At 68.8% G+C, this 20828-nt stretch carries 23 protein-coding genes; 9 read left to right on the top strand and 14 right to left on the bottom strand.

All coding sequences use genetic code 11. The annotated features are described in order from the left end of the window. Positions 1-96 precede the first annotated feature (96 nt). Entirely contained in the window at positions 97-567 is a 471-nt protein-coding gene (locus AB0M47_RS02175; RefSeq protein ID WP_363406916.1) for a hypothetical protein, read from the top strand. A gap of 26 nt (positions 568-593) precedes the next feature. Here the strand turns inward: AB0M47_RS02175 and AB0M47_RS02170 are convergent, their stop codons facing one another. Further along, the gene (locus AB0M47_RS02170; protein ID WP_363406913.1) at positions 594-1451 is read right to left on the bottom strand and encodes an inositol monophosphatase family protein; all 858 of its coding nucleotides are present in this window, start codon (positions 1449-1451) and stop codon (positions 594-596) included. A 133-nt stretch (positions 1452-1584) separates the two neighbouring features. Between AB0M47_RS02170 and AB0M47_RS02165 the strand changes: the two genes are divergently transcribed. Then, entirely contained in the window at positions 1585-1947 is a 363-nt protein-coding gene (locus AB0M47_RS02165) for a hypothetical protein (protein WP_363406910.1), read from the top strand. On the opposite strand, the gene AB0M47_RS02160 is transcribed toward AB0M47_RS02165, so the two are convergent. The 7 genes from AB0M47_RS02160 to AB0M47_RS02130 all read right to left on the bottom strand — a co-directional run bounded on the left by AB0M47_RS02160 (position 1928) and on the right by AB0M47_RS02130 (position 7350). Continuing rightward, positions 1928-2140 carry a hypothetical protein gene (locus AB0M47_RS02160; protein WP_363406907.1) on the bottom strand — a complete coding sequence of 71 codons (213 nt, stop codon included), beginning with the start codon at positions 2138-2140 and terminating at the stop codon, positions 1928-1930. The two genes, AB0M47_RS02165 and AB0M47_RS02160, sit on opposite strands and share 20 nt — an antisense overlap. A 161-nt stretch (positions 2141-2301) precedes the next feature. Next, positions 2302-3198 carry an S-4TM family putative pore-forming effector gene (locus AB0M47_RS02155; protein ID WP_363406904.1) on the bottom strand — a complete coding sequence of 299 codons (897 nt, stop codon included), beginning with the start codon at positions 3196-3198 and terminating at the stop codon, positions 2302-2304. Between the two features lie 29 nt (positions 3199-3227). Continuing rightward, entirely contained in the window at positions 3228-4085 is an 858-nt protein-coding gene (locus tag AB0M47_RS02150; RefSeq protein WP_363406901.1) for a CBASS oligonucleotide cyclase, read from the bottom strand. 17 nt (positions 4086-4102) lie between these two features. Beyond that, positions 4103-4615 (bottom strand): hypothetical protein, encoded by a 513-nt coding sequence (locus AB0M47_RS02145; protein ID WP_363406898.1) that lies wholly within the window; start codon positions 4613-4615, stop codon positions 4103-4105. Continuing rightward, positions 4612-4941 carry a hypothetical protein gene (locus AB0M47_RS02140; RefSeq protein ID WP_363406895.1) on the bottom strand — a complete coding sequence of 110 codons (330 nt, stop codon included), beginning with the start codon at positions 4939-4941 and terminating at the stop codon, positions 4612-4614. The genes AB0M47_RS02145 and AB0M47_RS02140 overlap by 4 nt, the downstream gene beginning before the upstream one ends. Before the next feature lie 148 nt (positions 4942-5089). Next, entirely contained in the window at positions 5090-5995 is a 906-nt protein-coding gene (locus tag AB0M47_RS02135; protein ID WP_363406892.1) for an AAA family ATPase, read from the bottom strand. A gap of 392 nt (positions 5996-6387) precedes the next feature. After that, positions 6388-7350, bottom strand: coding sequence for an AfsR/SARP family transcriptional regulator (locus AB0M47_RS02130; protein ID WP_363406889.1), 963 nt, complete (start codon positions 7348-7350; stop codon positions 6388-6390). 125 nt (positions 7351-7475) lie between these two features. Here AB0M47_RS02130 and AB0M47_RS02125 point away from each other — a divergent pair, with 125 nt between their 5' ends. From AB0M47_RS02125 to AB0M47_RS02115, 3 genes are read left to right on the top strand one after another with little or no spacing between them, the layout of a single operon-like run. Continuing rightward, on the top strand, positions 7476-8009 hold the full coding sequence (locus tag AB0M47_RS02125; protein WP_363406886.1) for a PadR family transcriptional regulator: 534 nt from the start codon (positions 7476-7478) through the stop codon (positions 8007-8009). Then, positions 8006-8677 carry an ABC transporter ATP-binding protein gene (locus AB0M47_RS02120; protein WP_363406883.1) on the top strand — a complete coding sequence of 224 codons (672 nt, stop codon included), beginning with the start codon at positions 8006-8008 and terminating at the stop codon, positions 8675-8677. The genes AB0M47_RS02125 and AB0M47_RS02120 overlap by 4 nt, the downstream gene beginning before the upstream one ends. After that, positions 8674-10332 (top strand): FtsX-like permease family protein, encoded by a 1659-nt coding sequence (locus tag AB0M47_RS02115; protein WP_363406880.1) that lies wholly within the window; start codon positions 8674-8676, stop codon positions 10330-10332. The genes AB0M47_RS02120 and AB0M47_RS02115 overlap by 4 nt, the downstream gene beginning before the upstream one ends. 9 nt (positions 10333-10341) lie before the next feature. Here the strand turns inward: AB0M47_RS02115 and AB0M47_RS02110 are convergent, their stop codons facing one another. From AB0M47_RS02110 to AB0M47_RS02095, 4 genes are read right to left on the bottom strand one after another with little or no spacing between them, the layout of a single operon-like run. Then, positions 10342-10860, bottom strand: a complete 519-nt coding sequence (locus AB0M47_RS02110; protein ID WP_363406877.1) for a pyridoxamine 5'-phosphate oxidase family protein — start codon at positions 10858-10860, stop codon at positions 10342-10344. After that, entirely contained in the window at positions 10860-11636 is a 777-nt protein-coding gene (locus AB0M47_RS02105) for an alpha/beta fold hydrolase (protein ID WP_363406874.1), read from the bottom strand. Before AB0M47_RS02105 ends, AB0M47_RS02110 begins: the two co-directional genes overlap by 1 nt. Positions 11637-11654: 18 nt before the next feature. After that, positions 11655-12161 carry a MarR family transcriptional regulator gene (locus AB0M47_RS02100; protein ID WP_363406871.1) on the bottom strand — a complete coding sequence of 169 codons (507 nt, stop codon included), beginning with the start codon at positions 12159-12161 and terminating at the stop codon, positions 11655-11657. A 56-nt stretch (positions 12162-12217) separates the two neighbouring features. Next, the gene (locus AB0M47_RS02095; RefSeq protein ID WP_363406868.1) at positions 12218-12649 is read right to left on the bottom strand and encodes a protein-tyrosine phosphatase family protein; all 432 of its coding nucleotides are present in this window, start codon (positions 12647-12649) and stop codon (positions 12218-12220) included. Positions 12650-12725: 76 nt separating this feature from the next. On the opposite strand from AB0M47_RS02095, the gene AB0M47_RS02090 reads away from it, so the two are divergent. The 3 genes from AB0M47_RS02090 (at position 12726) to AB0M47_RS02080 (ending at position 16038) form a co-directional block, all read left to right on the top strand. Beyond that, on the top strand, positions 12726-13340 hold the full coding sequence (locus AB0M47_RS02090) for a TetR family transcriptional regulator (protein WP_363406865.1): 615 nt from the start codon (positions 12726-12728) through the stop codon (positions 13338-13340). Between the two features lie 83 nt (positions 13341-13423). Next, positions 13424-14911, top strand: a complete 1488-nt coding sequence (locus AB0M47_RS02085) for an FAD-dependent monooxygenase (RefSeq protein WP_363406862.1) — start codon at positions 13424-13426, stop codon at positions 14909-14911. Positions 14912-15057: 146 nt separating this feature from the next. Next, positions 15058-16038, top strand: coding sequence for a GNAT family N-acetyltransferase (locus AB0M47_RS02080; RefSeq protein WP_363406859.1), 981 nt, complete (start codon positions 15058-15060; stop codon positions 16036-16038). Positions 16039-16060: 22 nt separating this feature from the next. Here the strand turns inward: AB0M47_RS02080 and AB0M47_RS02075 are convergent, their stop codons facing one another. Beyond that, positions 16061-16750 carry a hypothetical protein gene (locus AB0M47_RS02075; protein ID WP_363406856.1) on the bottom strand — a complete coding sequence of 230 codons (690 nt, stop codon included), beginning with the start codon at positions 16748-16750 and terminating at the stop codon, positions 16061-16063. 96 nt (positions 16751-16846) lie between these two features. On the opposite strand from AB0M47_RS02075, the gene AB0M47_RS02070 reads away from it, so the two are divergent. Further along, positions 16847-17512, top strand: coding sequence for a DNA alkylation repair protein (locus AB0M47_RS02070; protein ID WP_363406853.1), 666 nt, complete (start codon positions 16847-16849; stop codon positions 17510-17512). Between the two features lie 40 nt (positions 17513-17552). On the opposite strand, the gene AB0M47_RS02065 is transcribed toward AB0M47_RS02070, so the two are convergent. Continuing rightward, positions 17553-20726, bottom strand: coding sequence for an efflux RND transporter permease subunit (locus AB0M47_RS02065; RefSeq protein WP_363406850.1), 3174 nt, complete (start codon positions 20724-20726; stop codon positions 17553-17555). Positions 20727-20828: the final 102 nt, after the last annotated feature.

The following is a 20828-nucleotide window of genomic DNA, read 5'->3' as shown; positions in this document are numbered from 1 at the left end:
TGGCGCCCGACGGACCCACCATGTCATGATCGTCGCCGCCGGAGACCGACACGTCAGGTCGTACCCCCGCCGACATGTGAGCTCGTACGCGGACACATGCGCACGAGTTTCGGCATCGCCGACCAGGACGCCGACCAGGTCACAGCCGTCAACGCCCATCGGCGCAAGACCGAGGCGGACGGCGTGGTGCACCTGCTCAGCCGGGTGCCCCATCCGGACGCGCTCGCCGGAGCCCGGCGACTGCGCCGGGACCTCAACCGCCTCGACGAGGTGTACTCCGACCAGCTCGCCGACCTTCGCACGGATGTCACCGTTCTGTGGCTACTGGCGATGGCTGACCAAGCAATCAGGCACAACGAGACAGAGCAGGCCAGGCACTACCTGACGGCCGCTGTCGCTGAGCTACCCGACGGCATTCCTCATCTGGCCATCCGATCCGCCAGCCTTGCTGCCGGCATCGGCGAGACCGAACTCGCCAAGCACCTGGTCAGCCAGATCCCACAGAGCCGCACATGGCCGTCGTATCTTAAGCATCTGGTCGTGCGCCTTCGGTCGATCGAGCCGTAGTACCAGCGTGAATCGTGGCGGCCCGATCAGGGCTTCGAGGCCGCGACCACGATCTGTGCGGCCACCGAATCCGAAGCGATCAAGGTGCTGTCGAACACCGGGTCAGCGAGGTCCAGTGCGATGTCAATCTCGGTCCGCGCACGACCGGTGCCGTCAGCGACGTAGAGGCCCGCCGCATACGCGAAGCACAGGCCCGCCGCGCCATCCCAGATCTTCTGCCGTTCCCGGTAGAACAAGCCGAACGGCTCCAGCACCGGCTCGGTGAAGGGACTCAGATCAACACAGGCTCTCAGCATGTCAAGCGTCTGCGACGTGGTGCGAGTCTTCAACCGGTAGCCGCGTGCCGCGAGCTCCCGCTCGGACGCTCGTTCCGGCGTGCCGGAACTCCTCGTCATCGAGACCATGTGCGCCTGGTCAGCCTTCGCCAGGCTGGCGACCTGCTTGCCGTTGATCTCGATCGCCTCGCCCGGACCGCTCAGACGTACGCACACTGGCGTGCGGCCGGGACCGATCTCGGGCGCAAGCACGAACGCGGCGACTGGCCGCTTGTCCTCGACGAGACAGACGACGCTGCAGAACTCCCGGCCCTCGCTGTTGACGAACTGAGCCGTCCCGTCGATCGGATCGATGATCCACGCCCGGTCGCTCAAGCCGCGTCCATGCAGCAGATCCGGACCGTGCGCACCTTCCTCGCCGAGGATCACCCCGTCCGGGTCCACTGCCCGCACACACCGAATGATCTGGGCCTGCACCGCCTCATCTGCCTCTGACAACAGCGTCGCATCCGCCTTCTGCTCGACACGCAGAGACGGCCTGGACCGAAACTCTGCAAGCATGGGCGTCAGGACGCGCTCCAGCTCCTGCCACAACGACGCGATCTCCACAGGCGAATTCTATGACGGTGCCACGACGTGACGACGCATCGGCCAGTGCGGTCGAACAAGGGATCAGTTGGAGCGCCGATCAAGCAGTGACGCAGGGCCACCGTCGTCGTGGCCCTGATGCAATGATGCTTCGATGGACAGCGACCTCGTCAGACTGGAAGAGGGCAAGCGGCGCCGCGAACTCGCCGACCAGGCAGGCTTCGTGCGCGGCCGGCATTTCACCGAGTGGGGTGACCACCTCGACGAACTCCGCTCCGCAGGACGCGACGACGAAGCCCTTCTGCTCCTGTTCGAGATCATCGAAGCTACGGAGAGGGCATCGGCGATCGGCGGCCTGGAACCCCCGCCTGGCTGGACCAAGCGGGCTGCCATCATCCTCCGCCGTCTCGGAGACCGGGACGGCGAAGTCGAAGTCCTGCGGCGATACGCTGCGGCCCGCCCGCCAGGACACGGTAATCAGGCCCTCCTCGACAGGCTCACCAAGCTGACAGGTTGAGCGCGACGGCCGAGAATGCCATTACCAGTCGCGCCTGTCCCGGTCTGTCGGACGTGATCCGGTTGCCTGGCCCGTGGTGACGCAACAGCAGCAGCAGCAGCAGCGCCGCCGCAAACTCCTCGATCTTCTCGCCCGTCTCCAGCTCCCAGTTGCCGCCGGCTTGCCTCAGCCGCCATGTTCTGACAAGCCGCACGATGGTCGGCGACGTCGAGGCGTGGGATGCCTGTCAGGAGGTCAACTGCCGGTTCGTCGTGCTCGATTCGGCCGCCGGAAAATTACTAAACGGATTACTGTCAGGAAGAGTTCCTCCGACGCATCGTCCAAGATTGACGTCGCTCAGATCGCAGCATCGGCTCAGCCAAGCGTATTCGCCTCTGCCACCATTTGCGCTGCACTTGCTCTCATGGTTGATTCCTGGCGACTGCGCATGAGGTTGTTGAACCAATCAGGTATCGAGGCGTTGGCCTGACGAATCTGAAGGATCTTATCCTGGACAGTGCGGCAGTCACCGACCGTGACCGAGGCCGGGTCGTTGAGCCCGCGTCGCCATATTCCAAGAACCTTGCTCTCGACGCTGACCTTGGTTTGAACGCTTTCGTTGTTAGCCTTGATCATCTCGATAAGCTCCTTGATCAAGGGCAACTGAGGAGCGAAGATTGCAGTCAGCGCCTCAACAAACCCCAGACTTCCGAGATATGCGACCAGCACCGACACTAGGACGAGCGTCAGCAATATCCCGGTGAGCGCCGCTGCCCATGCACGGTGAAGCGTGGCACCCCAGCCCAGATTGCTGTGCTGGCAGATTAAGACGTTCATCGGGTGTGGAACATTCCCCGTGTCTGGATACCAATCGCGAAGCCCATCTCGGCCGCCTCCGTATCGCCTATCGGCCTCGGCGATAAGCGTTGGCGTAGGACGATCGGCATGGATATCGTTCCAGGACAAGCCGAAGAGCATGACGTCGAATTCTTCCTGAATCGACGCCGCTTCCTTGACCTTGCGCTTTTCGCGCGCGCTGCCGAGGAAGCTGATCAACATCAGGGCAACGCCGGTGGTGATGCCAATAGGCGTACGCCATTGTGGCAACGCGAGCGCGGCAATGACCGCCACGATCGCACCTGCGGCCACCGTGATGATCCGCGTGCCATGCATCGCCTTGGCGTCCGAGTACAGGCGCCGTTGAGCGGCCAGCATCCGCAGTGCTCGGTCGCTGTTCTGAGCGGCGCCGATCGGCGGGTTCGTTATGGGCATGTCGAGACCTCGTACCTGCTGGTTATTGACTACGGCCGGGGCATTCGCCAGCCGAAGAGGGTCTTCCAGGTCTCAACAGCGGACCTGTCTTTGCCCGCGTTCTCCTGGAGGATGGCTTCCTCACACGTCTCCAGCCATCCTCGGACGGTGCCCGCGAGCCGCTGACGCGCTGCGGCCCCGACGCCCGCGTTGATGTCTGGGCCGAGTCCCGCCGGATCGGGCCAGTCGTTCGTGATCTGGTCGGCCACCGATGCCAAGAACCAGCGGATCTCGTCGCGATAGCGCCCGAATGGTGGACTCACCAGTTCCAGTGCCATTACCTCGATGAGGAATGCCGGGGAGATCGGATCACCGGCTTCGCGGTTGATGCCCTTGACCATCTTGACGAAGGGCACGAACTTCGCGTCGCAGTCCTTGTTCTTGGCGGTCACGAGATCAGCATGGACACTGGGGTCGGTAGCCATCCAACCGCTGCCGCACGGCATCAGGTATCCGCCGCCCTTACGCGCGAACACCGGCGCAACCTCGTAGGAAGCAACATCCTCGCCTGCGTACTCCACAAGCGCCACATAGTCATCGCCTGTGACGTCCGGCCAGCCGGTCTTCAGGACCTTGCACAAGGCGTCGACGGCAGCGGTGCCGGTCCCGCTCGCCAAATGACCTTGCGGACCATCCGGATCGATGACGACGAAGATGTCAACATCCTTGAGCTTCTTGGTCTTGGTCTTGCGGTCGTAGCTCCCGGTCAGAAAGTCGTTGACCGTACTCCACTCGGACTTGATGTGATCGCGGATGAGCCGGTGGCGAGTCTGCGCGAGGTCGCTCTCCGTCTGGGTGATTTCGAGGTTCTTCTTGAGTAGCTCGAAGGCGTCGTCGATATAGCCCATGGTGACTCCCTGGCACGTTATCTGCTGGTGAAGTAGCGCAGGCCGGCGCTACCGTGGGGTGCTCCGGCGAGCGTGCCGAAGCTGGACGATCGCATACCGTTGGTTCCTGCCCGGGTCGCGGATGACCACCCCGGCTGGGGGGTGCGGGCCTTACGGAATGTCACGAAGAGGCGATAGGTCGTACCCTTCGGAACTGTCTCCAGCTTCGCGAGGTACCGAGCGAGGCTTGCGCGGTCTGCCGTAAAGGTCTTGTCCGCGACGCCGCCGACGGTGTAGGAGACGGGGAACTCCAAGATCGGGCTGACGCTCCCGCTGGGCCGATGGCACTCAAGCACCACCGATTCAAGGGACTCCTCAGCGATCCACGCGGTGATCGCGCTTTCATCCTGCGCCCACGAGGAGAACAGCTGAGTCGCATCAATACCGAGGTGACCAAGGATGTCGGCAATCGAACCGAGGATCACATCAGCCAGGTGTGTCGCGGTGTGCACGATCGTCCACGTGCTCGTCGAGGTTGAGGTGCTCGTCATGACGATGCTCGCAGCCCTTCAAGAGCCGACAGATCAACCATGCTCTTCTTCGAGCTCACCTCTCCGCTGCGGTCGCTGTCGTCCGGCGGCGTAGCCACCGACAAGTGGCTCGACTGGGACACGGCGCTGGCGAGCGGCGTGGAGAAGCTGACGGGGTTGGGAAGGTAAAGCATCCAGTCTGTGGTGGCGCTTGCGCCGCCTGGCACGGGGTTCAGGTTCTCCTCCGCCGAGGAGACGGCGGCACCGGTCGCCACCGTGATGCTGACATGCAGCGACCCGCTGACCAGCACCATCGGTGCCGCTTCCAGGTGTCCGGCGGCGATCATTGCTGGACCGATCCCCCGAAGCGGGGCCAGCGCCGAAGCCACCGCGGCGCTAGTGATCGAGGCCGAGGCGGTAAGCGTTTCGGTGATCAGGCCGGTCGCCGTCTGCCACGCCTCGGTGGAGGTCCGCTCCGGGGGACCAGCGATAGTCCTAAACCGCTGCACGGTGGCCTCCGATGACGTTCGCCTTGGCGGACGTGGCACGCATGGCAACCTGCCGAAGGTCGCCGGCCGTAAGCCTTCCCGGATCTTGCACCGTCTCCAGCCGTGCCGCCATCGCCTCGGTGACCGTCTTGCGAATCTGACGGCCGTCCGTACCCGCGAGTAGTCCCGCTACCTCCTTAAGGCCCGTGTCCTCGGCGAGGTCGAGCAGCGCGGGGAACGCCGCCGACATATCGCGCAACACGCACGACAAGATCGCCAGCGCGGCCTCGGCGTCAGGCGCAGGCACTTCGATTGCGACGTCCGCACGCGATAGGAACGCCGCATCGAGGGCGCCAGTGAAGTTGGAGGTCGCCACGACCAGGAGATGCGGATGGCGGGTCGCGATGTCGTCCAGGGCCGTCAACACCGCGTCCGTGGCCCGGTGGACGTCGGCCGGGTTGGCCGATAGCGACGCCTCGCTACGGGCCACTGCCATCGACTCCACCTCGTCGAGCAGGACCACGGTCGGCAGGCCATCGTCGGCCAGTGCGGGAACGTGTTGGGTGAGTAGTTCAGCAACCTTCTGCTGGGACTGGCCGTGCTCAGCACTCATCAGCCCGTGGGGATTCAGTTCGATCAGGCGCACCTTGCGCTTTGCCATCAGCGGAGCGAGCCGCTGCGCCAGGCCGCGCGCCAGCGTCGTCTTGCCCGTCCCCGGCGGGCCGTACAGCAACACCAGTCCGTGCAGCGCCGTCGCCTCGAAGGGCAACTCGGCGCGCATGCGGAGACTCAGTACCGCCCACCTGAGCAGGCGGTCCTTGATCTCCGGCTGCACGATGATCGAATCCCAGGTCTTCTCATACCGAGGGTTCGGCAAAACGACGTTGTTCGTCACCGTCTCCGCGACGCCCATGCGACTCGCCAATGTGGTCCTCCGTCTCCGCGCGAAATGTGCAGGTAGGGACCACGGGCGTGCCACGACAAGGCGAAGATCACATTTCCGTGGCGATATGCCACGGAAATGCGGAGTCCGGGTATCGTTCGAGTTCCTACGCAAGAACGGCTCCCGGGCGCTTGTCGCCCTCGCGCAACGCGCCCGGGGTCCTTGCGATCCAGTGGAGTGATAGTACTCCTCGCTACCGACAACATCGGCACGCCGCGTAGTGGTGACCTTCGATTTATTTGGGCATATCCGGCATTGTCTCCAAATTGCACGGCATTCCTGAGAGCCAGGTCACAGCCCGTAACTGTCGTAGAACATGTGTACGCCTCACCATGCCGACTGACGTATGGCGCGTATATGTGCTAAATTCCGGTGATCGGCTTGCCGACGCCGGCGGTGCCGCCGATCACGGCGATCTTCATCGCCTGCTCCGGTACGCCGCCTTCGGGGCTCAGGAACGTGTCGAGCCGGTCCAGTTCGTCGGCTCGTCCGGTGAATCCGGCGACGTCCGCCGGGAGCTGCGCCGGCACAACCGCAGGCACAACCGCCGAGGCGACCGGCGTGGGTTCGCGGGATTTCTCCGGTTCGCCGCGGATCAGCTGCGGATCGTGGTTGAGGATGCGTTGGTGGAGTTCGCGGAGGACGGGTCCGGGTTCGCTGCCGATGTCGTCCACGAGGCGCTGGCGTAGGCCCCGGTAGTGGGCGAGGGCGTCGGCCTGGCGTCCGGCGGCGTAGAGGGCGAGCAGGTGTTGCCCGGCCAGACGTTCGTCGAGCGGGTGGTCGTTCGACGCCGCGGTGAGGCCGGCCAGCACGGTGGCGTGGTCGCCGGTGCGGAGCAGCAGGTCGTTGCGGTCGAGGACGGCGGCCCAGCGCTCGCGTTCGAGTCCGACGGCGATCGCGTCGAGCCAGTCGCTGTCGACGTCGTCGAACGGCGTTCCGCGCCACAGATCGAGCGCCTCGCGCCAGAGCCCGGCGGCGACGGCGTCGTCGGCCGAGCGCGCCTCGGCGACGAGTGTGCGGAACTGGTGCAGGTCGACGGTTTCCGGATCGGCGTCGAGCAGGTACCCCCGGCCGCGCCGGGCCAACGCCGGGCCGTCGGCGGCTTCCAGCGCGGTACGCAGCCGCGACAGGTAGGTGTGCAGGGTCTGCCGGGACCGCTGTGGCGGCCGCTCACCCCAGACCCGGTCGATGAGCTGCTCCGGCGTCGCGGCGATCCCGGGTTCGACCAGCAGGGTCGCCAGAACCGTCCGCTGCCGGGTCGGTCCTAACTCGACAGCTCCGCCGATTCCATAGGCCACCACCGGGCCCAAGACGCCGAACCGCAAGACGTCCCCTTCCCGCCCGGGACTGCGGGCGTTCGCGGTACACCGTAGGCGATGGCCGCCAGACGACCGAACGCCGCCGAAGAGTCCCTCTTGACGCGGCTATTCAACGAGTGAATAGTAGGCGCGTGTCCACCCGCCACCTCCTGCTCGGCCTCCTCGCCCGCGGTCCTCACCACGGGTACGAGCTGAAGCGAGCGCACGACGACGCGCTGCCGTCGGCGAAGCCGCTCGCCTTCGGGCAGGTGTACGCGACGATCGGCCGGCTGGAACGCGACGGCCTGATCGAACCCGCCGGATCGGATCAGGCGTCCGGGCCGGAACGGGTCAGCTACCGCCTCACCGGCGCCGGGCGTACCGAACTGGCGCAGTGGCTGGAAGCTGTCGAGACGCCGGCTCCGCATCTCGGGGGCGCACTGCTGGAGAAGGTGGTGGTCGCATTGCTGGCCGCCGACCGGCAGACCGCGACGCAATACCTGGTGCGGCAGCGGGCCGCGCACATGGCCCGCATGCGGGAGCTGACCCAGATCCGGCAGGCCGCCACCAGCGTGAACGAGGCGGCGGCGGCCGACTACACGATCACTCACCTCGACGCGGACCTGCGCTGGATGCAGCAGACGGTGTCCCGGGTCGACGCGCTCGACAAGGAGATCCGGTCATGACCCTGCTGGCAGGCCGTGCGGTCACCAAGCAGTACGGGCGCACCGCCGCGCTCGCCGACGCCGACGTCGAGGTGGCCGCGGGGGAGATCCTCGCGATCACCGGGCCGTCCGGGTCGGGCAAGTCCACGCTGCTGTTGTGCCTGTCCGGCATCGTCACCCCCGACTCCGGCGAGATCTGGTTCGCCGGGGCTCGGCTCGACGACCGGAGCGAGGCGGCGCGGGCGGTGCTGCGGCGTACGGAGATCGGTGTGCTGTTGCAGCACGGTCAGCTGGTTCCGGAGCTGACCGCCGCCGAGAACGTGGCGTTGCCGTTGCTGCTCGGTGGGGCGACGCGGGGGCCGGCGGCCCGATCGGCCGAGCAGTGGCTCGACCGATTCGGCGTCGCCGGGGAGGCGGCCAAGCGGCCCGGTGAGTTGTCCGGCGGGCAGCAGCAGCGCGTGGCGTTGGCCCGGGCGCTGGTCACCGGGCCCCGGCTGTTGTTCGCCGACGAGCCGACCGGGTCGCTCGACTCGGTCGCCGGTGAATCGGTGCTGGCCGCGCTGGTGTCGGCGGCCAAGGAACACGCCACCGCCGTCGTGCTGATCACGCACGACGCCACGGTGGCGGCGTACGCCGATCGCGAGATCCACCTTCGTGACGGCCGCGTCCTGTCGGCGGTGACCGCGTGAGGTTCACGACGCTGGTGCGGCTGGCGTACCCGGGATCGCTGACCGACCGCGTCCGGGTCGCCCTCACTGTCGTCGGTGCGCTGCTGGCCGGGCTGTCTGTGCTGGCCACCGGGGCAGTGCTGAACATGGCGCCGACCGAACGCAGGCTGGACCTGCCCGGCGGCGGCTGGACGCTCGACCCTTACGACTGGCGTTACACCTCGACGCTGCTCAACGAGTCCGGCCTGCGTCCGGGACTCATCGCGATGGTGGCCGCCACGATCATCCCGGCGCTGGTGCTGCTCGCGCAGGCGGCGCGGCTCGGCGGCCCGGCGCGCGACCATCGGCTGGCCACCCTGCGCCTGGCCGGTGCGACGCCTCGGCAAGCCCGCACGATCGCCGCCGCGTCGCAGGCGTTCACGGTCGCCGTCGGCGTGCTGCTCGCCGCCGCGGTCTATCCGTTGCTGCGCTGGCTGCTGCACCGCCCGACGATGGACGGCGTGCGCATGACGGCTGTGCAGGTCGAGGGCCTCCCCGAGCTGCACCCCTACACCGGGCCGCTGCTGCCGTTGCCGACCGACACCTGGCCGGCCTGGTGGAGTTGGGTCGCGGTGCTCGTCGCGCTGCCGCTGCTGTCCGGGCTGGTGTCGATGCTCGCGTTGCGCCGTCTGATCAAGTCACCGGTCGAAGCCGCCCGCCGCGCCCGGCGCGAACGCCCGCGGATCTGGCCGCTCTGGCTGATCGCGATCGGCCTCGTCGACATGTCTGTCTGCCGCGCGTGGATCGACTCGCTGGCCCGCGCGGACGCGTCCGGCGACCGGCTGGTCCTGCCCTACGTCACGCTCCTGGCGGGCCTCGCCGCGATCTGCGCGGCGGTCCCGCTCAGCGCGGCGAGCGTGGCCTATCTCGGCGCCAGGCTCACGCTGCGGTACGCGTACCGCCCCGCCACGCTCATCGCGGCCCGCCGCGTCCTCGCCGACCCATACGCCGGAAGCCGGGCCGTCTCGGCGATGCTGGTCTGCGCGGTGCTGTTCGGCGCCCTGATCGGCATCCGTACGCAGCTGGACTTCCACGTCGAGATGGAGGTTCTGGTCGGGCAGACGATCGGCGACCCCGCCCTCCAAGACCTCGTCCTCGACATGCTGTACGCGTTGTCGCTGGTCTTCATCGGCTTCGCGGCGGTCGGGCTGCTCATCGCGTTGGTCGACGTGGCCATGACCCGCCGCCGGACCGAGGCCGCCCTGCTCGCGGCGGGCACCTCGACGCGGGTGCTCGTCACCGCCCGCCTGCTCGGCGTCTTCCTGGTGGCCGTCCCCGGAGTCCTGCTCGGTCTGGCGACCGGGTTCGCCTCGCCGAGCCTGGCCATGGTCCCCGAGCGGGCCCCGGCCGCCGTGCACCACGTCTGCCACGAACTCGGCGACCCCGACGTCATCGTGCCGTGCACCGACGCGGGGATCGCGCGGCAGCAGCGTGCCGACCGGGAGAACCGGGAGCCGGCGTACTCGTGGGTCGAGTATCAGGCGCAGGGACCGTGGCACGTGGCGCATCCACCGATCCCGTGGGCACGGCTGCTCACGGCCGGCGGGATCGACCTGCTCGTGATCGCCCTGGTCACCTTCCTGAGCCTGCTCGTGGGACGCCGCTCGCCCGCCGAGACCGCCCTGCGGACGACCTGACTGGGCGAGTCAGGCCGGGAGGAGCTTGGCGACGTCGGGGGCGAACACGGTCGTCCAATGCGGATGGAGCCGGTAGTAGACGACCTCCTCGTCCCAGTCGAAGGCGTCCGCGCCGTAGAACTCCTGGAAGTACGCCAGCAGCTCCGGCCAGTCGGCGGCCGGTTCGCCGTCGGCCGGGTTGAGGATCTCGACCGTGCCATGGGTGAACACGCCCAGGTCCTCGCCGCGCATGTGCGCGACGCTGGCCGCCGGGCGGGCGGCGAGGTGGCGGGCCTTGGCCGCCGTCCGGGCGGTGCCGAAGTGCCACTTGCCGTGCAGGAAATGCCCGTCCGCGCCGCTGATCCGGGGTTCGCCGGTAGCGGTGACGGTGGACAGCGCGAGCGTGCACATGCCGGTCAGGATCTGGGTGAGCTGCGCCGCGGTGATGGTGCGGCCGACGACGATCGAGCGCAGGTGCGCGGTGGATCCGGCGAGCGACCGGTCGAGCAGGGCCTGCAGTTCGTCGAGCTCTTCGGCGGTTTCGCGCATCAGGTCATCGTCGCGTACAGGTCGCGGACGGCCTGCGCGACGGCCGGGGAGTCCTTGCTGAGGATCTTGCTGTGGTTGCTCGCGACCTTCGTGCTCACCTGGACGTTCGGGTTGGCGGCGAGGATCGGGTCGAGCACCTTGCGGCCCTCGTCCATCTCGCCACCGCTGGTACCGAGACTGTCGCCGCTGGCGAGGACGAACCACACCGGGACGGTCAGCCGTTCGAGCACCGGTACGCTCCCGGCGGCGATCTCGTTCAGCTCGATGTTGATGTCGGCGTGCTGGTCGGCGCTCATCCGCGCGCCGAGCCCGAACCGGGCCGCGATCGGCAGGAAGAACCGCATCTTGCGGAACAGCTTGCGGATCTGCGCTCGCCCCTCCTCGCCGGTGATCCCGACGGGGAACGCGTCCACGATCACGGCTCCCACCATGCGGTCCGGGTGACGGTCGGCCCAATGCCAGGCCAGGATGCCGCCGTAGGACCAGCCGACCAGCAGCGGCCGGTCGACGCCCCGGGCGGTCAGGACGGCGTCCAGGTCCCGGACGGCTCCTTCGAAGGAGTAGTCCGCCGATCGCTTGGACTTGCCGCGGGCGCGCTCGTCGTACGCGATGTGCCGGTAGCCGTCGCCGAGGCCGGCGATGACGCGGCGCCAGTGCGACTGATCGGCGTACGCGCCGTTGAGGTAGACGATCGGCCGGCCGGGTCCGCCGGTGTCGGTCACGTGGAGGGCGGTGTCGTCGACCGGCACCAAGCCGGTGAAAGTGTTCTGGGACATGGCTTTCCCTTCCGGCGATCACTGGGGACGGCGGGGGATGTCCGGGAGCGTGCCTTCGGCGCGCAGCTTCTCGCGATGGGCGCGCCAGTCCGCTTCCAGTTGCGGCAGCCGCGTCACGAGGAAGTCTGCGAAGGCCTGCCACTCCAGCAGCGCCGCCTTGCGTTCGATGGGGGCGTTTTCGAGCAGCGCCAGTCCTTCGCGCGCCAGCGCCGCCTGCTCGTGGAACTCGGTCACGTCGAAACCGGTCGACCGGGGAGCGTCCAAATCGAGGCGGACACGGTCCATTCGCTCGCCCGCGGCTCGCGAGCGGTGGATGAGGCCGAGGGTCTCCAGCGTGCTGACCGCGCCGGTGATCGCGCTGCGACTGGCCAGTAGCGCGTCGGCCAGCTCCGCGATGCTCGGCTCGCTCGGATGCCGGATCACCAGGTAACCGAGCAGCCGGCCGACCATCGGCGCCATGCCGTAGCGGCGGGCGTAGAAGCGGCCGATGTGGTCGGCGAAGGTGATCTCAGCGTCGGTCGCCATACGATCGAAATTACAGTCACATCTGAGATAACACAAATTTATGTCATCTCAGCTGCCTACTGGGGGAAGCGCTCGACGAAGCGGCGCTGCCACGGCGTCTCGACCGCCCTTGGCGAGTAACGCTCGCGGACGAACGCGACGGCTTCCTTCCCGGGTACGCCGTCCAGCACGGCCAGGCAGGCCAAGGCGGTGCCGGTGCGACCGACGCCGCCACCGCAGGCGAGCTCGACGCGTTCGGTGGCGCTGCGGATCCAGGCTTCTCGCAGGGCTTCGCGAGCGTGGTCGCGATCGGAGGGGAGCCGGAAATCCGGCCAGCGGATCCATCGCTGGTGCCACGAGGTCGGCGGCGGCTCATGGCCGAGCAGGTAGAGCGCGAAGTCCGGCGGCGGCCCCGGCGGGAGTGGGCGGCGCAGCCCACGGCCGCGGATCAGCCTTCCCGAAGGCAGGCGCAGTACGCCGCCGGAGCTGGGCTCCCAGGTGTCGAGCACGCGGGCAGCGTACCGTTCGCAAAATATGCGGGTCACGCATCTTTGCGGGGGGCGCACTTTTGTGTACGCTGTTCGCATGGGCCTCCGCGAGCAGAAGAAGCAAGCGACCAGAGCCGCACTCAGCTGGGCGGCGATTCAGCTTGCGGTCAAGCGGGGCTTCGACAACGTCCTCGTGGAGGACATCGCCTCCGCGGCCGGGGTGTCCCCTCGTACCTTCAACAACTACTTCTCCAGCAAGGCCGAAGCGGTCGCCGCCCGGCATCTCGACCGCTCGGCGAAGATGGCCGACGAACTGCGCGAGCGACCCGCCGGCGAACCCTTGTGGACATCCATCCGACACGCGTTGCTGGCGCAGCTCGAACCCGGCCCGGAGGTCGTCGAGCATCCGGTCGGCGATCGTGACCGATGGGCGGCAGGCGTCACCGCGTTGATGACGACGCCGTCGATGCAGGCCGAGATTCTGCGCGCGGGAGCGCTCGCCGAGGCCGAGATCGCTGCCGCCATCGCCCAACGCACCGGCACCGTCGTCGGCCGTGACCTTTATCCGAGTCTTGTCGCGGCGGTCGTCAACGCCGCGAACAACGCGTGTCAGCAGCACTACATCCGCAACGACGCCAAGGTCGACGTCAAGCGCGTGATGATCGAGGCCCTCGACCTGGTCGAGGCAGGACTGCCCGACCCCAGCGCCTGATCGTCGCGCCCCACTAGGCATCACCCACCACCCGTCGCCGCGTCGACGGGCGATCCCTCCTACCCATGAACGGGAGATTTGTCATGGAAGATGTCATTATCGTGGGCGCCGGGCCCAACGGGCTCATGCTGGCCTGCGAGCTGGCCCTGGCCGGCGTACGCCCGGTCGTGGTGGAGAAGCTGACCGAGCAGCGCACCGAGCAGCGCGCCAACGGCATGGTCGGCCAGATCGTGCGCATGATGGACCGGCGCGGGCTCTTCGAGCGCCTGGCCGGCACCCCTGGACCGCCCCGCCCCGCGCCGCACTTCATGTTCGCCGCGTACCCGATGCCGTTCGGGGAGCTGCCCGACAGTCCGGTCTACGTCCAGCTGGTGCCGCAGGCCAAGGTCGAGCAGGTGCTCGCCGAGCGGGCCACCGAGCTGGGCGTCGAGATCCGCCGAGGGCTCGACCTGGTCGGACTGTCGCCATCGGACGATGCGGTGACGGCCCGGTTCGACGGTCCGGCCGGGCCGGTCGAGCTGACCGGGCGATATCTGGTCGGCGCGGACGGCGGTCACAGCGCGACCCGCAAACTCGCCGGCATCGGCTTCCCCGGGATCACCAACGACCGGACGGTCAGCCGGACCGCGCACGTCGGCGTACCGGCGGAGTTCCGCGACCCGGGCGGCGGGCTGAGGGTGCCGGGCTACGGGGTGATCCCGGCGTTCCTGCACACCCGGACCGAGCACGGCATGGTCTCGTTCGCGGCGTTCCCGGACGGCCGGGTGATGCTCAGCGTCTCCGAGCAGGCCGACGTCGACGAGTCCCGCCCGATGAGCTTCGCCGAGCTGACGGCCGCGTTCCACCGGGTGGTGGGCGCGGACGCGCCGGTCGAGGAACTGCCCGCGCCGGGCATGATGCGCCGGGTCGTCGGCGGCAACACCCGGCTCGCCGAGCGGTACCGGCAGGGGCGGGTGTTCCTGGTCGGCGACGCCGCGCACGTGCACTCCGCGATCGGCGGCAACGGGCTCAACCTCGGTCTGCAGGACTCGATCAACCTGGCCTGGAAACTGGCCGGCGAGCTGCACGGCTGGGCTCCGGCCGGGCTGCTGGACACCTACGAGTCCGAGCGTCGCCCGGCGGCGGAGAAGGTGACCACCCAGACCACCGCGCAGGGCGTACTCGTGAGCCCGGGACCGGAGATCACCGCGCTGCGTACGGTGTTCGGCGAGCTGTTGCGGGAGCCGAGTGTGCTGCAGCGCATCGCCGACCTCATCTCCGGCGCGGACATCCGGTACGCCGACATGGGCGCCTGGGCGCCGGACCTCACGGTCGACGGCCGCTGCCTGGCCGAGCTGACGCGGCAGGGCCGGCCGCTGCTGCTCGACCTGACCGCCGACGGCCACCTGGCCGCGGTCGCCGTACCGTGGCGCGACCGAGTCGACGTCGTCACCGGGACGAGCACCGACACCAAGGCGACCGGAGTGCTGCTCCGGCCGGACTGCTACGTGGCTTGGGAGTCGAGCGACGCTCAGCCGGATGTCGCGGCGTTGCAGGCCGCGTTGGCCCGGTGGTTCGGCCCCGGCGCCTGAGCCGTCCATGATCAGCGGAGTTCGAAGTGCCGTGCGCCCCGAACTCCGCTGGCCAGGAACCCGTGCCGGCGGATCTGTAACCAAGATCACGAATTGGCGGATGGGCTAGGGTGGCCGGACAGATCCACTGAAATGGGGAGTCACTCGTGCACGACCACAGCACCGCGTCCTTCCACTTCGTGCCCGGCGACGGCGAGGAGCTCGATCGAGTGCTGGCCCTGTCGTCGAACGAGCCGGTATGGCGGCTGCCCGCCGACCGCTACCGGGCCGAGGCCGCCGAACGCCAATACCGTCCGGAGTGGACCTGGGTGGCCGAGGACGGCGACGGCCGGCTGCTGGCGCGGGCGCTCTGGTGGGGGCAAGGCGACAGCGCCCAGCCACTGGCGCTGGACTGCCTGTCGGTCGCCGACGAAGTCCCGGCCGCCGAGCGCGCGACCCTCGCGGCTGCCCTGCTCAGCGCCGGGCACCAGGCGTTCCGGGACGCCGGGGCGGCGGCCCCGCCGCTGTACAACCTCATGCAACTGCCCGGCGGCTGGCGCGCCGACGACGCGTACGCGGCCGCGGTCGCCTGGCGGCGGGCGGCCGCACAGCTGGCCGGACTGACGGTCGAGGTGGAACGGCTCCAGTTCGAGTGGACGCCGGACGCCGGCCTGCCCGACGCGCCCGAACGACTGGAGTTCCGGCCGGAGCCGGACGACGAGGTGTTCCTGGCCGCGATGCTGCGCGTCGCCGAGGGCACGCTCGACGCGCATACCCTCGAAAGCGAGCAGTCTCAGGGCGCGGAATCCACCGCCCGGGAATCGCTCGCCTTCTATCTCGATCGGCCCGGCCTGCGGGAATGGTGGCGGCTCGCATACACCCCGGACGGCGCGCTGGCCGGGCTCGCCATCCCGTCGGCGACGCCCTACCACCGCAACGTCGGGTACCTGGGTGTCGTCCCGGAACTGCGCGGCCGCGGCTACGTCACGGAGATCCTGGCGGCGATCACCCGGTTCCACGCCGCCGCCGGAGCCGAGCGCGTCACCGCGACGACCGATCTGGCCAACCGCCCGATGGCCGCCGCGTTCGAGCGGGCGGGCTACCGCAACACCGAGGTACGCCTGATCTTCTCCGCCCCGATCGCCTGAGCCTCCGGCGCTCGGCTGCTGATTAGGAACTCGTTTGGGCCGCTTCGGCGAGGTCGACCAGCCGGCGGGTCGCCGTGACAGCGGCGGCCAGCTTTGGATCGGTCACCGAGGCGGCCATGGCGTGCAACCGCTCGGCCATCTCATCGAGCCGCAGTCCCGCGGTCTCGGGGATCTTCGCCGCCAGCTTCGTGGCGGCGGACCGCGCCAGGTATTTGGCCGCGACCGCCACGCGCAGCAGCACGGCCGCGTCCCCGGAAGCGCCGGGCGCGGTCGGGTCGCTGTGGGCGGTGATGAGCGGAATGAACTCCACCGGGCTGGCCGGTAGTCGCAGGTCGTCGTAGAGCGCCGTGGCATCGGTGGGGATCGCCGCCGTCTCGATCGGCCAGCGATACCAGTCCAGCCACAGCACGCCGTCGGCGATCTGCAGGCATACGCCGGCGTAGGAGCCGCCGATCGGAGCCTCGCGCGGGGCGTCGACGGTCGCCAGGACCTGGTCGCCGAACACGACGGCGAGGTCGAGCGTGGCTTCGGGGTCGCCGACCGCGATCAGGTCCAGGTCGGACCAGGCGTCACCGCCGCCCCGGCCCAGTGAGCCGATCAGCAGCAGCGCGCCCAGGTTCGCCCGCCGGGCTGCCGCGACGGTCTTGTCCAGTGCGGTCTGGCGGTCCTGGGTCATCCGCGACAGTCGCTCGGCGAGTTCGGGTGTCGGCATGCCCCTATCCTTCCCGGTCGCGATCATCGGAAGGTCCGAGGGCGGCCGGTGGCGTGGGTAGGGTGAGGGGCAGGTCGCGAGGAAGGGGCTTTGACGGTGACGGAGACGACGGTGGCCGAGGTGCTGGCCGACCTGGCCGCGCTGGAGGACCCCAAGGCCCGCGCGGTCAACGAGAAGCACGGCGACGATCACGGGGTCAACCTCAGCAAGCTGCGCGCGCTTGCGAAGGAGCTGAAGACCCAGCAGGACCTCGCTCGGCAGCTCTGGGCCACCGGGGACACCGCGGCGCGACTGGTGGCGCTGCTGATCTGCCGCCCGAAGGCGTTCGAGCGAGATGAGCTGGACACCATGCTGCGCGAGGCGCGTACGCCGAAAGTGCACGACTGGCTCGTGAACTACGTGGTGAAGAAGAGCCCGTACGCCGAGGAGCTGCGCCAGGCGTGGTTCGCCGACCCGGACCCGGTGGTGGCCAGCGCCGGCTGGGCGTTGACCACCGAACGGGTGGCCAAGCAGCCCGACGGACTCGACCTGCCCGGGCTGCTCGACACGATCGAGGCGCAGATGAAGGACGCGCCGGACCGGTTGCAGTGGGCGATGAACCACAGCCTGGCCCAGATCGGGATCGACCATCCGGCGTACCGGGCGCGGGCGATCGGCATCGGCGAACGCCTGGAAGTGCTCAAGGACTATCCGACCCCGCCGAACTGCACCTCCCCATACGCGCCGATCTGGATCGCGGAGATGGTGCGCCGCAACGGATAGCGGCGGGCGCGATGCACGCACCCGCCGCTGCCCGCGCCGATCAGCCGACCGGAACCGGCTCGGCGGCCTCGGCAGGCTCCACCGCCGGCGGCGTACGCCGGGCCTGACGGCGTTCCCGGCGACCCTCGACCATGGTGTAGAGGACGGGGATCAGGATCAGCGTCAGGACCGTCGAAGTGACCAGGCCGCCGATGACCACCACCGCCAGCGGCGTGGAGATGAAGCCGCCCTCGCCGGTGATGCCCAACGCCATCGGCAGCAGGGCGAAGATGGTCGCCAACGCCGTCATCAGGATGGGCCGCAACCGCCGCCGGCCGCCCTCGACGACGGCGTCCGCCACGCTCAGACCGCGCTCACGGTACTGGTTGACCAGATCCATGAGGACGATCGCGTTGGTGACGACGATGCCGATGAGCATCAGGATGCCGATCAGCGCGGCCACGCCGAGCGGCGTACCGGTGATCAGCAGGAGCGCGAACGCGCCGATGAACGCGAACGGGATGGACACCAGCAGGATCAGCGTCTGGCGGATGCTGCGGAACACCGCCACGAGCACCAGGAACACCAGCGCCACGGCGGCGACCATGGCCAGGATCAGCTGCGAGAACGCCTCGTTCTGGTCGGCGGTGACGCCGCCGATCTCGTAGCTCGCCCCGGCGGGCAGGGTCAGCGTGGCGAGCTTGTCGGTCACCGCCTGGCTGGCCGCCCCGGTGTTGTCCCCGACGGGGGTCGCGGAGACGGTGTTGGTGCGCTCGCCGTCGATGTGCGTACGCTGCACCGGCCCGTCCACCTGACGGACGGCGGCCACCTGCTCCAGGCGTACAAGTCCGGAGGAGGTGGGCAGGGTGAGTGCCTTGACCTCGGCCAGGCTGTCGGGCGCGGCCGCGGTGGTCTGCAGGACCACGTCGTGGGCGGCGCCGTCGAGGGTGACCTGAGTGACGGTCGTGCCGCTGACCGCCTGGCGTAGGGCCGACACGATGGTCATGGTGTTCAGCCCGTAGCGGGCCGCCGCCTCGCCGTCCGGCACGATGCTGATCTGCGGCGTGCTTTCACTCAGGTCGCTCTGCACGTCGGTGACCTGCGATACGCCGCTCAGCGCCTGCTGGACCTGCTGGGTGGCGTCGGTGAGGGTCTGGTCGTCGTCGCCGCGGACCGTCACCGAGATGGCGCTGCTGCCGGTGACGCCGCCGCTTTCGCCGACCTTCAGCTCGCCGGCGTCGGTGATCGTCGCGAGCTTGGCGCGGACGTCGTCGCTGACCGCCGCGCTGTCGGCGTCGTCGGCCAGCACCAGCGTGTAGGAGACGTTGTTGGCCGACTGCGAGCCGAAGAAGCCGCCGGTCGAGCCGAGTACTACCTGGTACGAGGCGATTCCGTCCACATCGGACAGAGCCTGTTCGACCTTCTGGGCGGCGGAGTCGGTGGTGGCCAGGTCGGTCCCGGCCGGCAGGGACTGCGTGACGCGGATGGAGTCCTGACCGGAGTCGCCGATGAACGTCGTCTTCAGCCCGCCGGCCATCGCGAAGGTGGCGATGAGCAGCACCACGGCACCGGCCAGGATGGTCTTACGGTGACCGACGGCCCACTTGATGATCGGCAGGTAGAGGCGGGGGAGCAGACCGTGCCGCTCGCGCTCCTCCACCCGGGCGCGATACACCTCGGCCGGTACGCCGACGGCGTCCTTGGGCGTCTTGAGGAACCAGTACGCCAGCACCGGCACCACGGTCAGCGACACCAGCAGCGAGGCGAGCATCGCGACGGAGACCGTGATGGCGAAGGAGCCGAACAGCTCCCCGACGAACCCGCTGACCAACGCGATCGGCAGGAACACGGCGACCGTGGTCAGCGTGGAAGAGGTGACCGCCGTGGCGACCTCGCGGACGGCGGTCAGCACCGCCGCGCGCCGGTCCTCGCCGTAGCCGAGATGGCGTTTGATGTTCTCCAGCACCACGATCGAGTCGTCGACGACCCGGCCGACGGCGATGGTCAGCCCGCCGAGGGTCAGGATGTTCAGCGAGTAGCCCTGCTGCCAGACCGCGATCAGCGCGATGAGCAGCGACAACGGGATGGACACGGCGGTCACGACGGTGGCGCGGGCGGACCGCAGGAACAGCACGATGACCAGGATCGCCATCGCCAAGCCGAGCGCGCCTTCCTCGACGAGGCCGTTGACGGAGCTCTTGACGCCGGGGCCGGAGTCCGACACGACGACGAGCTTCGCGCCGCCGCCCAGGGCTTCCTGGAGTTCGGGCAGCTGATCGCGTACGGCGTCGGAGATGGCCGGGCTGCTGCCGTTGCGGTCCATCGTGATGGACAGGCCGAGGCTCGGCTTGCCGTCGGTACGCGTGATCGAGGTGACCGCAGCGTCGGTCAGCGCCACGGTGGCGACGTTCTTGAGCTGCACAGGCTTTGTCTTGCCTGCGCCGTCGGTGCCGGTGCCACTGTCGGTGCCCGTCGGGCTGGTCGCTGAGGCGGCGCCGGGGGACAGCCAGAGGTTTTGAATCTGCTGCAACGAGGTGACCGGCTGCCCGACGGCGAGGCTGAGGTTGTGGCCGTCGGAGGTGATCTGCCCGGCCGACGAGGTCCCGCCCAGGGAGCTGAGCGCGCTGGTGATGGACTGCGTGGACAGCCCGGCCTTGGCCAGCGCCGCCGGGTTCGGGGCGATCGTCACCACCTGATCGCGTACGCCGGAGACGGAGACCTCGTTGACGCCGTCGACGGCCCGCAGCTCCGGGACGACCTTGTCCTGCAACGCGGCGGCGAAGGCCCGCTGATCGCCGTCGGAGGTGGCGGCCAGCACCATCGTCGGCATGTCGCCGGTGCTACCCGTGAGCACCTGCGATTGGACGCCCTGCGGCAGGGCGGCGGAGATCTTGGAGACCGCCTGCTCCACGTCGGCGGACGCCTCGTCGATGTCGGTGTCGAAGGAGAACGACACCATGACCTGCACCGAGCCCTGCTGGGAGGTCGACGTGGTGCTCTCCACCCCGTCGAGGCCCTCGACGGCCTTCTCGATCGGGGCGGTGACCTGCTCCTCGACGACTTCCGGCGCGGCGCCGGGATAGGTCGCCACCACGGTCACGGCGGGGAAGGACAGGTCGGGGAGCAGTTGTTGTCTCAGCGAGAGCGTCGCGTACACGCCGAAGGCGACGACGAGCGTGGTGAGCAGCGCCACCAGCTTGCGGTTCGCGAGACTGACCCGGGCCAGGAAAGACACCTGTGACCTCGTTTTCGTTTTCGAACTGGGCGATCTAGGGGCGCACTGGGCGCCATCTCGAGTCTCGGCAACGAAGGGCCTGGTTGACGTCGTCCCGAGGTG

This window comes from Hamadaea sp. NPDC051192, assembly GCF_040682475.1.
Taxonomy (GTDB): Bacteria; Actinomycetota; Actinomycetes; order Mycobacteriales; family Micromonosporaceae; genus Hamadaea; species Hamadaea flava.
Note: the sequence above shows the minus strand (reverse complement) of the source record. Positions and strands in the feature narration are given on the sequence as shown.

Excerpts from the sequence above, each read along its gene's own strand:
- AB0M47_RS02085 (WP_363406862.1), top strand. The coding sequence starts at position 13,424 with ATGGAAGATGTCATTATCGTGGGCGCCGGGCCCAACGGGCTCATGCTG.
- AB0M47_RS02145 (WP_363406898.1), bottom strand. The coding sequence starts at position 4,615 with ATGACGAGCACCTCAACCTCGACGAGCACGTGGACGATCGTGCACACC.
- AB0M47_RS02175 (WP_363406916.1), top strand. The coding sequence starts at position 97 with ATGCGCACGAGTTTCGGCATCGCCGACCAGGACGCCGACCAGGTCACA.
- AB0M47_RS02100 (WP_363406871.1), bottom strand. The coding sequence starts at position 12,161 with ATGGCGACCGACGCTGAGATCACCTTCGCCGACCACATCGGCCGCTTC.
- AB0M47_RS02105 (WP_363406874.1), bottom strand. The coding sequence starts at position 11,636 with ATGTCCCAGAACACTTTCACCGGCTTGGTGCCGGTCGACGACACCGCC.
- AB0M47_RS02135 (WP_363406892.1), bottom strand. The coding sequence starts at position 5,995 with ATGGGCGTCGCGGAGACGGTGACGAACAACGTCGTTTTGCCGAACCCT.
- AB0M47_RS02110 (WP_363406877.1), bottom strand. The coding sequence starts at position 10,860 with ATGCGCGAAACCGCCGAAGAGCTCGACGAACTGCAGGCCCTGCTCGAC.
- AB0M47_RS02090 (WP_363406865.1), top strand. The coding sequence starts at position 12,726 with ATGGGCCTCCGCGAGCAGAAGAAGCAAGCGACCAGAGCCGCACTCAGC.
- AB0M47_RS02075 (WP_363406856.1), bottom strand. The coding sequence starts at position 16,750 with ATGCCGACACCCGAACTCGCCGAGCGACTGTCGCGGATGACCCAGGAC.
- AB0M47_RS02165 (WP_363406910.1), top strand. The coding sequence starts at position 1,585 with ATGGACAGCGACCTCGTCAGACTGGAAGAGGGCAAGCGGCGCCGCGAA.
- AB0M47_RS02155 (WP_363406904.1), bottom strand. The coding sequence starts at position 3,198 with ATGCCCATAACGAACCCGCCGATCGGCGCCGCTCAGAACAGCGACCGA.
- AB0M47_RS02150 (WP_363406901.1), bottom strand. The coding sequence starts at position 4,085 with ATGGGCTATATCGACGACGCCTTCGAGCTACTCAAGAAGAACCTCGAA.
- AB0M47_RS02120 (WP_363406883.1), top strand. The coding sequence starts at position 8,006 with ATGACCCTGCTGGCAGGCCGTGCGGTCACCAAGCAGTACGGGCGCACC.
- AB0M47_RS02140 (WP_363406895.1), bottom strand. The coding sequence starts at position 4,941 with ATGATCGCCGCCGGACACCTGGAAGCGGCACCGATGGTGCTGGTCAGC.